Annotated in this window: 7 protein-coding genes; 3 read left to right on the plus strand and 4 right to left on the minus strand. The window is 62.9% G+C overall.

Annotated features, from left to right (window positions below; genetic code table 11):
• Window positions 1–50 precede the first annotated feature (50 nt).
• Window positions 51–527 carry a MarR family winged helix-turn-helix transcriptional regulator gene (locus ACUY3D_RS09620; RefSeq protein ID WP_070522684.1) on the plus strand — a complete coding sequence of 159 codons (477 nt, stop codon included), beginning with the start codon at window positions 51–53 and terminating at the stop codon, window positions 525–527.
• Window positions 528–4,490: a Pls/PosA family non-ribosomal peptide synthetase gene (locus ACUY3D_RS09625; RefSeq protein ID WP_448240984.1), complete on the plus strand. Its 3,963-nt coding sequence runs from the start codon at window positions 528–530 to the stop codon at window positions 4,488–4,490.
• A gap of 81 nt (window positions 4,491–4,571) precedes the next feature.
• Here ACUY3D_RS09625 and ppk2 read toward each other — a convergent pair whose 3' ends face one another.
• From ppk2 to ACUY3D_RS09645, 4 genes are all read right to left on the minus strand, one after another.
• On the minus strand, window positions 4,572–5,471 hold the full coding sequence (ppk2, locus tag ACUY3D_RS09630; protein WP_070522677.1) for a polyphosphate kinase 2: 900 nt from the start codon (window positions 5,469–5,471) through the stop codon (window positions 4,572–4,574).
• A gap of 446 nt (window positions 5,472–5,917) precedes the next feature.
• Window positions 5,918–6,097 (minus strand): PorH family porin, encoded by a 180-nt coding sequence (locus tag ACUY3D_RS09635; RefSeq protein ID WP_070532208.1) that lies wholly within the window; start codon window positions 6,095–6,097, stop codon window positions 5,918–5,920.
• Between the two features lie 493 nt (window positions 6,098–6,590).
• Complete coding sequence (groL, locus tag ACUY3D_RS09640; RefSeq protein ID WP_448240986.1) at window positions 6,591–8,237, minus strand: chaperonin GroEL; 1,647 nt, start codon at window positions 8,235–8,237, stop codon at window positions 6,591–6,593.
• A gap of 273 nt (window positions 8,238–8,510) precedes the next feature.
• Window positions 8,511–10,484: an OPT family oligopeptide transporter gene (locus ACUY3D_RS09645; protein ID WP_448240987.1), complete on the minus strand. Its 1,974-nt coding sequence runs from the start codon at window positions 10,482–10,484 to the stop codon at window positions 8,511–8,513.
• Window positions 10,485–10,581: 97 nt separating this feature from the next.
• On the opposite strand from ACUY3D_RS09645, the gene ACUY3D_RS09650 reads away from it, so the two are divergent.
• Window positions 10,582–11,949, plus strand: a complete 1,368-nt coding sequence (locus tag ACUY3D_RS09650) for a dipeptidase (protein WP_448240988.1) — start codon at window positions 10,582–10,584, stop codon at window positions 11,947–11,949.
• Window positions 11,950–11,981: the final 32 nt, after the last annotated feature.

Genomic DNA, 11,981 nt, shown 5'->3' on the forward strand with positions numbered 1-11,981 from the left:
CACAACCCATAATTTAGGCATGCCACCGTAGGCGCGTTAGAATCATCGGCATGCCTTCATTGAATTCTGTTTCCATCCCTACCGCACTCCTGGAGTCCCCCTCCTTCCAGCTGGAGCGCCTCCGCCGCCGCACCCGCGAAGGCGTCGAGGCCGCGCTGCAAACACAGCGGACTACCTTGCGCGAATACTGGGTGCTCACCTGCCTCGTTGCAGAGACCGCGTCCTCCCAGTCCGCCCTGTCGGAAACCCTGGCCATCGACGCCTCCGACATGGTGCGCCTCCTCGATTCACTGGAGTCCCGCCACTGGGTTAAGCGTGAACGTGACTCCAAAGACCGCCGCCGCCAAATCATTGCCTCCACCAAGAAAGGCACCAAGGCCCACAAGGAGCTCGCGGTCTTGGTGGCGAAGGCCGAGGATGAAGCCCTCGACGAGTCCACCAACAAGCAGCTCAAGCACCTGCGCAAGCTGGCCACCGCCATCATCGCGGCCGACGCGCCCGGTGATGCAGAAAGCAGTGATGCCTAAATGACGGAGCCCGATAATCTTCCTAGTACCGGAGGCCGCCACGCCCTCCAGGCGGACGAGCCCGAGACCCCAGCAATGCCCGAGGTTCCCGCGCACTACCTCCTAGGTTCCGAGGCCGCACCGGCGCGCACCCTGTGGGACGTCGTGCGCACCACAGCAGAGAACTACCCCGAGGCTGCCGCCCTGGATGACGGTGAGATCCTGACCTACGCCGAGCTGCTTGCCGACGTCTCCGCCTGGGCCACCGAGCTCCACGCCAGCGGTGTGCGGCGCGGAGACCGCATCGGCATCCGCATGACCTCCGGCAAGCGCGAGCTCTACCTGGCCATCCTGTCCACGCTCGCCGCCGGCGCGGCCTACGTGCCCGTCGACGCCGACGACCCCGATGAACGCGCCGAGATGGTCTTCGGCGAGGCTAACATCGACGGTGTCTTCACCGACGAAGGTTTCCGCATGCTCCGGGAAACATCAGCCTCCCGTAGCGGCGAAGGCGACACCACCCCCTTCGACGAACCGCGTCCAGAAGACACCGCGTGGATCATCTTTACCTCCGGTTCCACGGGCAAGCCCAAGGGCGTGGCCGTGAGCCACCGTTCCGCGGCCGCCTTCGTCGACGCCGAGGCAGCCCTCTTCCTAGCCGATAGCCCGCAGGGCCCACTCGGCCCGGACGACCGCGTCCTGGCCGGCCTGTCCGTGGCCTTTGATGCCTCCTGCGAGGAGATGTGGCTGGCCTGGGGCCACGGCGCCTGCCTGGTGCCAGCCCCGCGCTCCCTAGTGCGCTCCGGCATGGACTTAGGTCCCTGGCTCATCCGCCGCGACATCACGGTGGTCTCCACCGTGCCCACCCTGGCTGGCCTGTGGCCCGCCGAAGCCCTGGACAACATCCGCCTCCTCATCGTTGGCGGCGAGGCCTGCTCCCAGGAGCTGGTGGACCGTCTGGCCACCGAGGACCGCGAGATGTGGAATACCTACGGCCCCACCGAGGCCACCGTCGTGGCCTGCGCGCAGCGCATGCTGCCCGGCAAGCCCGTGTCGATTGGGTTGCCATTGAAGGGTTGGGACTTGGTGGTCGTCGACAAGCACGGCGTCCCCGTGAACATCGGTGAGGTGGGCGAACTCGTCATCGGTGGCGTGGGCCTGGCCACCTACCTGGACCCGGTCAAGGACGCGGAGAAGTACGCGCCGCTGGAGTCAATGGGCTGGGAGCGTGCCTACCGCACCGGTGACCACGTGCGTCTGGAAGAGGACGGCCTGTATTTTGTTGGCCGCGTCGATGACCAGGTGAAAATTGGCGGCCGCCGCATCGAGCTTGGTGAGGTCGAGGCCAACGTCGCCGCCTTGCCGAACGTGTATAACTCCGCCGTGGCCGTGCAGAAGACACCCGGCGGCGAGTCCGTGCTCGTCGGCTATGTCTCCCTGGATGACCCGGACACCGGTTTCGATCACGAGGCCGCGCACGCCCGCCTCGCGGAATCCATGCCGGCCGCGCTCGTCCCCCGCATCTGCGTCATGGAGGAGCTGCCGATTCGCACCTCCGGCAAGGTGGACAAGAAGGCCTTGCCGTGGCCACTTCCCGGCGTGGGTGTGGAAGCATCCGGCCTCAACCCCACCGAACAGTGGCTGGCAGAGCTGTGGGTGGACACCCTGGGCGTGTCTGTCGAGGACGTCAACGCAGATTTCTTCTCCCTCGGCGGCACCTCGCTGGCCGCGGCGACCCTGGTCGGCCGCATCCGCGAGCGCTTCCCCACCGTGGCCGTGCGCGATCTCTATGATCACCCACGCCTGGGCTCACTCGCGGAGCAGCTTGCCGACGCCGAATCCGTCGAGGACTCCGGCCCCGCCCGCGAGGTAGCGCCCGTGCGCGCCGGCACGCGCATCGCGCAAACGCTCATCCAGATCCCCGTGATGACTATGGCCGCCACGAGCTGGCTAGCTTGGTTGCTGTTGGGCTCCAACGTGGCGAACCTGCTGGGTGTGGAGTGGGCCATGATGACTCCGTGGTGGCTGGTGGCCATCCTGCTCGTCGTCTTCGTCACCCCGGTTGGGCGCATCCCGCTGGGTGGTTACGGCGCGCGGCTAATCACCGCCGGCATCACGCCCGGCGAGTACCCGCGCGGCGGTTCCACGCACCTGCGCATTTGGGCTGCCGAGCGCTGGGTTAATGCCATAGGCGCCAGCTCCCTGGCGGGCGCTACCCGCGTCAATAACTACGCCCGCACTTTGGGCGTGAAGATTGGCCGCGGCGTGGATCTCCACTCATTGCCACCCGTCACCGGCCTGCTGACCTTGGGTAAGCACGCCGCTATCGAACCGGAAGTGGACCTCACCGGCTACTGGCTGGACGGCGATATTCTCCGCGTCGGCGCCATTGAGGTCAAGGAAGGCGCGCGCGTGGGTGCGCGCTCCACGCTGCTGCCGGGCACCGTCGTGGGCAAGTACGCCCACGTGGAGGCCGGCTCCACCGTGACGGGGCGCAAGAAGGTCAAGGACGGCCAGCGTTGGTCCGGCTCCCCCGCGAAGAAGGTGGGCCGCTCCAAACACCGCTTCCCGTCCCATGCCCCGAAGCGCCGTCCGCTATGGGTTCCTGTCTACGACTTCACGTCCGTCCTGCTAGCCGTGCAGCCCATTGTGGCGCTGGCGGTCGGCGCGGCCGTCGTCGTTAGCCTCATCGCACTGACCGATGGCTCCGCCTTCGTCGGCTCCATCTTCTTCGCGCCGCTCGGCGCCCTGGTGGCATTTGCTACCTATATGCTGCAAACCTGGCTGGGCGTGCGCCTCCTTTCGATTGGCATCACACCCGGTGTTGCACCAGTGCGCTCCGCCAAAGGTTGGCGCTTGTGGACCATCGAGAGGCTCATGGATGAGGCGCGCACTCAGCTCTTCCCCATCTATGCTTCGCAGCTCACCCCGGCGTGGCTGCGTTCCTTGGGCGCGACGATTGGCAAGGACGTGGAGATTTCCACGGCCGTCATGGTGCCCAAACTCACCGAGGTCAAAGACGGTGCCTTCCTGGCAGATGACACCATGATCGGCGGCTACGAGCTCGGCGGCGGTTGGATGCTCACGGGTGAGACCAAGGTGGGCAAGCGCTCCTTCGTGGGCAACTCCGGCATCACGGGTCCGGGCCGCAAGCTGTCGAAGAACTCGCTGGTTGCCGTGCTCTCGTCAACGCCGAAGAAGACCAAGTCCGGCGCCAACTGGTGGGGTTCCCCGCCGGAGCGCATGCGCCGCGTCGAGGCCCACGTGGACGGCGTGGAGGGTGAATCCCTTACCTATAACCCGGGCTTTGGGGTCAAGGCCGCGCGCGGCGCGATTGAGACCATGCGCCTGTTGGCGCCGATGACCTCGGCCATGCTGCTGGCAGGAACCCTGGCGTCGCTCTACGCGCTTGCCGACGCCCTCGGCATCGCCGCCGCCTGGGCCCTCGGCGGCCTCGTCCTCATGGCGGCGGGCGCTATCGCCATGGCGGTTACGGTAGCCGCGAAGTGGATCTGCGTGGGCACGCAGACCGCCGGCGACCACCCGCTGTGGTCCGCCTTCGTGTGGCTCAACGAGCTCCAAGACACCTTCGTTGAGGCGGTTGCTGCCCCGTGGTTCTTTAGCCACACCTATGGCATGGGTGAGATCAATCTGGGCCTACGCGCGCTGGGCGTCAGGATTGGCCGCGGTGCGTGGATCGACTCCTACTGGTTCCCGGAGACCGATCTTTGCGTCGTGGGCGACGGCGCGTCCGTCGGCCCGGGCACCGTGGTGCAGACCCACCTGTTCCAGGACCGCGTGATGAGCTTAGACACCGTGACTATCAAGGCCGGTGCAACCTTGGGTTCGCACTCGGTGGCGCTGCCCGCCTCAGTCATTGGCAGCGTGGCGACGGTGGGCCCCGGCTCCCTGGTGATGCGCGGCGATCAGGTCCCGAGCAATTCCGTTTGGCAGGGCAACCCGATTGAGCCCTGGAAGAAATAGATAAAAATAAAGGAGGCGGCAGGTTTACCTGCTGCCTCCTTTTTATGCCTGACTCGCTAATGAGCGGTCGGGGTGCCGTGACTAGTCACCGATCTGGTCGCGTCCGCGCTTCACAATCTTGTCATCTACCTGGCCAACGACCTCATGGTCCTTGTTGGTGTATTCAAACTTCGAGAGCACGTAGCGCATAGCGTTGATGCGGGCGCGCTTCTTATCGTTGGACTTAATGGTGATCCACGGCGACTCTTCAGTATCCGTGTAGCGGAACTGCTCTTCCTTCGCGCGGGTGTAGTCGTCCCACTTATCCAGGGAGGCCAGGTCCATGGGTGACAGCTTCCACTGGCGGACCGGGTCAATCTGGCGGATGGCGAAGCGAGTGCGCTGCTCCTTGCGGGTCACGGAGAACCACAGCTTGGTCAGCGAAATACCAGAGCCGAGAATCATGTTCTCCAGCATCGGAACCTCACGCAGAAACTCTGCGTGCTGGGACTCCGTGCAAAAGCCCATGACGCGCTCCACGCCGGAGCGGTTGTACCAGGAGCGGTCGAAGAAGACGATTTCGCCGCCACACGGGAAGTGTTCGATGTAGCGCTGGAAGTACCACGAGGTGGACTCGCGCGGGGAGGGCTTCTCAAGTGCCACGGTGCGGGCGCCACGCGGGTTGAGGTGCTCGTTGAAGCGCTTGATGGTGCCGCCCTTACCAGCGGCATCGCGGCCTTCGAAGAGAATGATGTGGCGCTGGCCGGTTTCCTTGGTCCAGTTCTGCCACTTCAGCAGCTCAATCTGCAGGGAGCGCTTGATGGACTCGTACTCGTCACGCGTCATGCGCTCCTCGTACGGGTAGTTCTCGCGCCAGGTTTCAACCGGTGAGCCATCCGGCATGATGAGCGAGGGATCGTCCTCATCGGAGTCATCGACGACGTAGCCGTCGGTCTGCGCAAGGTCGATCTCGGGGAGTTCGTCGTCTTTAATGTCAGCCATACCATTAATTCTATCTAGGAAGCAGGCATCTGGCTCGATAAAACGACTCGAGGCCGCTCAATTTACCCCCGTAATGCCCGACAGGTGGCAGCAGCCGCCCAGGATGTACGTTTCTAACAAATAGTTCCCTCAGAATTCGACGATCTGGGGGCTTAAATGATCGTTCCGTACCACGCCACCGCTTCAGCCAGGCTGGGCGGGCGGATTCTGGAAATGAGAAACCCCGCTGCCCACAAGGGGGTCAGCGGGGTTAACGCTTAGTTCTGCGTGAGCAGCGTGCTTTTTAGAGCAGGCCGATCAGCTTGGAAGCGCCGTCAGCCATGGTGCCCAGACCGTAGAAAATGTTGAGCAGGAGGCCGATGATGCCGGTGGAAGAAAGGGTACCCATTTGAAATCTCCTTGGGATTGAAAGTGTGTGTTTAGTGCTGCCCTAAAGGGAAGCTAGTTTACTTCTTGGAGGACAGGCCCTCGAGAACGGAGGTATCCGGCTTAACCGGGTAGTTTTCCGTGGTGGCAGCGCCGGAGATGAGGTCAAAGACGCTAGCGAAGCCGCCGAAGAGCTTCTTGATGCCGTCAGCGAAGTCAGCGAAGTTACCGAGCTGGTCACCGATGAAAGAAAGATCCATTATGGTCTCCTCTTGTGAAGTCCGGGTAGAGAAATTGCCCGGAGGGGTTTGCAGTTTGCAGACACCCTCAGCGGGCGTCACACGAAACTATTTTGGCACACCACTGAAACATTGCAAGTGGATTCGTGGGTGACTTTTCGAGCACAGCGCTTCGAAAATCAGATTCACTTTTCAGGTTATTTATTCACCATTTGTTAACCTAGCCAGCAACAATGCGCCTATCTGCGTAAATGAACGGCGGCGGGTGTCCTGCCTCAAAAAATCTTCGTCGAAACGTAACGCGAGCCCCTAAAATTGCGATTCATAGGCCCGATTTACGGAGTAATTTCGCCACATTTTTCTCGCGGCAACATCGCGTATTACCCCTATCCGGGGGAGCAATAGGATACAAAAGGGTCTCAAGACGAAGAAAGCTCCCCACGGTCAGTCGTGGGGAGCATCTGTTTTGCTAGGAGCTGAGGCCGCAAGACGCCTCAGCCCGGGAAGGAGCGGACTAGAAGCCCATACCGCCCATTGCGTCAGCATCCGGCATACCAGCGCCTGCACCAGCCGGTTCCGGCTTATCAGCCACAACCGCCTCGGTGGTCAGGAACAGAGCCGCGATGGACGCAGCGTTCTGCAGCGCGGAACGAGTGACCTTAACTGGGTCATTGATGCCCGCGGCCATCAAGTCCACATACTCGCCAGATGCGGCGTTGAGGCCCTGGCCAGCCGGCAGGGAGGCGACCTTGTCAGCGACAACGCCCGGCTCCAGACCAGCGTTCTGAGCAATCTGCTTCAGCGGAGCAGACAGCGCCTCGCGGACGATCTTGACACCGGTTGCCTCATCACCAGTGAGGTCGGAAAGGGAATCCAGAACCTCGGCTGCCTGCAGCAGAGCCACGCCGCCACCGGCGACGATGCCCTCCTCAACAGCAGCCTTAGCGTTACGCACGGCATCCTCGATGCGGTGCTTGCGCTCCTTGAGCTCAACCTCGGTAGCGGCACCAACCTTGAGGACTGCCACGCCGCCGGCCAGCTTGGCTAGGCGCTCCTGCAGCTTCTCACGGTCGTAATCGGAGTCGGAGTTCTCAATCTCGGCGCGGATCTGCTTGATGCGGCCGTCGATCTGCTCCTGGGAACCAGCACCCTGAACGATGGTGGTCTCATCCTTGGTCACGACAACCTTGCGGGCCTGGCCGAGGTACTCGAGCTCGGTGGTCTCCAGGGAGAGGCCGACCTCCTCGGAAATGACCTGGCCTCCGGTGAGGATAGCCATGTCCTGCAGGGTGGCCTTGCGGCGGTCACCGAAGCCCGGAGCCTTCACAGCAACAGACTTGAAGGTGCCGCGGATCTTGTTGACCACGAGGGTGGACAGGGCCTCGCCCTCAACATCTTCAGCGATAATCAGCAGCGGCTTGCCGGTCTGCATGACCTTCTCCAGCAGCGGGACGAGGTCCTTGATGTTGGAAATCTTGGAGGAAACCAGCAGGATGTACGGGTCCTCGAGGACAGCCTCCTGGCGCTCCATGTCGGTAGCGAAGTAGCCAGAGATGTAGCCCTTGTCGAAGCGCATGCCTTCGGTGACTTCCAAGTCAACGCCGAAGGTGTTGGACTCCTCAACGGTGATGACGGAGTCCTTGTTCACGGAGCCGTTGCCCACGGTGTACATAGCCTCAGCGATCTTCTCGCCGATGGCCGGGTCAGCAGCGGAGATACCTGCGGTGGTAGCAATCTCTTCCTGCGTCTCTACTTCCTTCGCAGAGGAGAGCAGGGAGTCAACAACCTTCTTGGTAGCGGCCTCGATGCCGCGCTTGATGCCCAGCGGGTTGGAACCAGCGGCTACGTTGCGCAGGCCCTCGCGGACAAGCGCCTGTGCCAGAACGGTAGCGGTGGTGGTGCCGTCACCGGCGACGTCATCGGTCTTCTTGGCTACTTCCTTGACCAGCTCTGCGCCGATCTTCTCGTACGGGTCCTCGAGTTCGATCTCGCGCGCGATGGAAACACCGTCGTTAGTAATGGTCGGGGCGCCCCAGGACTTCTCTAGGACGACGTTGCGGCCCTTGGGGCCGAGGGTGACCTTGACGGCGTCGGCAAGCGTGTTGAGACCACGCTCGAGGCCGCGACGTGCCTCTTCATCGAAGGCAATGATCTTTGCCATGTGTTTGTGCTCCTTAAGCTTTGTTGAGGACGACACTCACGTCTGATCTATGACGGACGCCCGCGACGGCACGGCTGGCGAGTGTTCTCCAGCCCCAACCACATAGATGACTCTGTTTATTTCTGGCACTTGCCATGTGGAAGTGCTAGCGACCATTCTGGCACTCAGACCTAGCGACTGCAAGGTTCAACACGAACGCTATAAGCGAACGGGCGGTGCTTTCGCACCGCCCGCTAGATCGAACCGTCCGCTAAACCAAAACCCTAGCTCCGCTTAAGCCTCGGCCTTCTTCGCCGTCCACTTGTACGCCGCAGCAATGCCGCCGACGAAGAGGATGACGCCGACGATCTTGGCAGCGGTTCCGCCCTCGAAGATCTCCAGCGGGGACTCGCCGCCCGACGCCGCGATAATGCCAGCGTTGACCACGCCGAAGAGGGACTCGCCGACGATAAGGCCGGTGGCCAGCAGCGTGCCCATGCGCTTAGCAAAGTCCGGCTTGGACTGGCGTACCGCCCAGCGGTTGTAGAAGTAGCCCAAGATGGCGCCAATCGGAACCACAATCGTGATGGCCGCCGGCAGGTACATGCCCATGCCCACCGCCAGCGGGGACAGGGAGTATTTGTCGGTGAAGTGGCGCAGGCACTCGTCGACGATGATGATGACGGCGCCGATCGCCGCGCCCAGGCCGATGAGGTCCCACGGCAGCGAGTTATCAAAAATACCGGAGGCCACCGAGGACATCAACGCGGCCTGCGGTGCAGCCAGTGCGTCCTCACCGGCACCCTCCATGCCCTGAAAGCCAAAGCCGGTGAGCATGACCTGCAGAATCGGTGGAATCACCATGGAGCCGAAGAGGACACCGATGATGAGCGCTACCTGCTGCTTCCACGGCGTCGCGCCAACCAGCTGACCGGTCTTGAGGTCCTGCAAGTTGTCATTGGAAATGGTCGCGATACCGAAGACGATGGCCGCGGTAAACAGCGTGTAGGCCACCAGCGAGAGCGGCTCCGCCTCCGTACCGCGCGTCACGGCGGCAATCAGCAATGCAGCGGCGATAACCGCGATGATGCCGATAGATGAGATCGGCGAGTTGGACGCACCAATGAGACCAGCCATGTAGCCACACACCGACGCGATAACGAGGCCCACAAGCAAGGTAAAGAGTACGGAGACCGTGATGAGGACGGCCATGTGGTCATGAATATCGGTGCCGCGCACGAAGTTCCACAGCAGCAGTCCAATCGGGACCATGAGAAGAAGGATGGTACCAACGACATACGGTGCCGGAATATCGCGCTCCTCCACCGCCACCTGGTGGCCGTCCTTGCGGTTGCGGGAGGACGCGAAGGACTCAGCCATGCCCTTGACAATCGGACCGGAAATCTTAATCAGCGTCCAAATGGCGGCGATGGCCATGGTGCCCACGCCGATGAAGCGGATCCTGTCGGAGAAGACCGTGTCGACGGTGTCCATGATCGTGGCCGGGTCACTCAGTGACTCCCCACCGGTGAGGATGGGCAGCAGGATGAGGTAGGAAATGACCACGCCGACGAGCATGGCGATACCCACCGCCAAGCCCACGAGGTGGCCAACACCGACCAACGCCAGGGACAGGGAGGTGCCGAGCGTCGTCGCACCCGAGCCCAGCTTGAAATAGGTGGCCACCTCAGAGGCTGCAGCCTTCATCGCGGCAAGCAAAGCCATGACGGCGGAAAGGATGCCACCGAAGACGATGACGCGCAGGCCCTTCGCGTTTTCCTCGTGCGCGGCCTCACCGTCCTCACCAGAGCTATCGCCCACCTTGAGAACCTCGGCCGCGGCCACGCCCTCCGGGTAGGGCAGATCGGAGCCCGTCACCAGCGCACGGCGCAGCGGGATGGAGTACATCACGCCGAGCACACCACCGATGGCGCAGACAGCGGCGGTATCGACGAAGGAGAAGCCCTGCCAGTAGCCCACCATGACCAGGCCGGGGAGCACGAAGATGATGGCGGACAAAGTGCCGGCTGCCGACGCGATGGTTTGCACAATGTTGTTCTCTTTGACGTTGTGCCCGGCGAAGCGGCGCAGCACCGCCATAGAAATCACGGCAGCGGGAATGGACGTGGCAAACGTCAGACCCACTTTGAGGCCCAGATACACGTTGGCGGCGGTAAAAATGAGAGTGATGAGCCCACCAATGATGATGCCCCGGAGCGTAAGCTCGCGGACCGTGGACTGGGAACCTTCGGCGGTGGTAGTCGCCATGTCAGGTCCTTTCTAAAAGAATTTGGACTAGAACCATGAATATATTACTACCTAACGCTCGGCAGGCCGATTCGAGGATGCGAGTAGGTTGGAGGGCATGAGCAACATTTCTGAGTTTGTCAGCAACGACCGCGATACCATTTTCCAGCAACTCAAGGAGCTCGTCTCCTTCAATTCTGTCCACAACGAGCCGGGCCTCGAGGACCAGCCCGCGAAGGCTGCCGAGTGGGTTCAGGCCGCGCTTGTCGACGCCAACTTCACCCCCGAAGCCATCACCACCACTGATGGTTCCACGGCGATCGTCGCCAAGCGCCCCGGCAAGGAGGGCGCGAAGACGGTGCTGCTGTACTCGCACTACGACGTGGTTCCTGCCGGAAACCCCGACGCGTGGGACTCCGATCCTTTCACCCTGACTGAGCGCGAGGGCCGCTGGTACGGCCGCGGCGCCGCGGACTGCAAGGGCAACGTGGCCATGCACCTCGCCGCGCTGCGCGCGCTCGACGCTCAGGGTGGAACCGATCTCAACCTCACCGTGCTCATCGAGGGCTCTGAGGAACGCGGCGGCGAGGGCCTGTCCGCGCTCATCGAGGAGCGCCCGGAGCTCTTCGCCGCCGACGCCATCCTCATCGCCGACGCCGGCAACGCCAAGGCAGGCGTGCCGACTTTGACCACCTCCCTGCGCGGCGGCTCCCAGATCAACGTCAAGGTCTCCACCCTCAACTCGGCAGTGCACTCCGGACAGTTCGGCGGCGCGGCTCCCGACGCCGTCAAGGCCCTCATGCGTGCACTGGATTCCCTGACGGATGAGTACGGCCGCACGACTATCGACGGCGTCGATTGTGAGGGCACCTGGCCGCTGGCCGAGGGGCAGGACACCGCCTACCGCGAGGAGGACTTCCGCGCCGACGCCCAAATGCTCGAGGGCACCGAAATCATGGGCGCGAAGGATCCGGAAGGCGCCACCGCCATCGCTGACATGATCTGGGCCCGCCCCGCCGTGACCGTGACCGGCTTTACCTCCACCCCGGTCTCCGAGGCGGTCAACGCCGTGCCCGCTACCGCCGAAGCCAACATCAACCTGCGCACCCCCGCCACCATGGACCCCCGCTCCACCGCGGAAGCAGTGGCCGAGCACCTGAAGAAGCACATTCCGTGGGGCGCGCACATCGAGGTCACCATCCTCGAGGCCAACCTGGGCTTCGAAACCGATCCGTCCAAGCCCGCCGTCGCCCTGCTCGGTGAGTGCCTGGGCGAGGCCTACGGTTCCGAGACCATCACCCAGGGCATGGGCGGCTCCATCCCGCTGACCGTGGAGCTGCAGGAGAAGCACCCGAACGCGGAGATTGCGCTCTTTGGTGTCGAGGAGCCGCAGTGCACCATCCACTCCGCTAACGAGTCGGTCGACCCGACTGAGATTGAGAACATTGCGATCGCTGAGGCTCTCTTCCTCCAGCGTTTCGCTTAAGCGGCACTATCCCGCCCGGCAGAGCCATCCGC

Source organism: Corynebacterium guaraldiae (assembly GCF_053480195.1).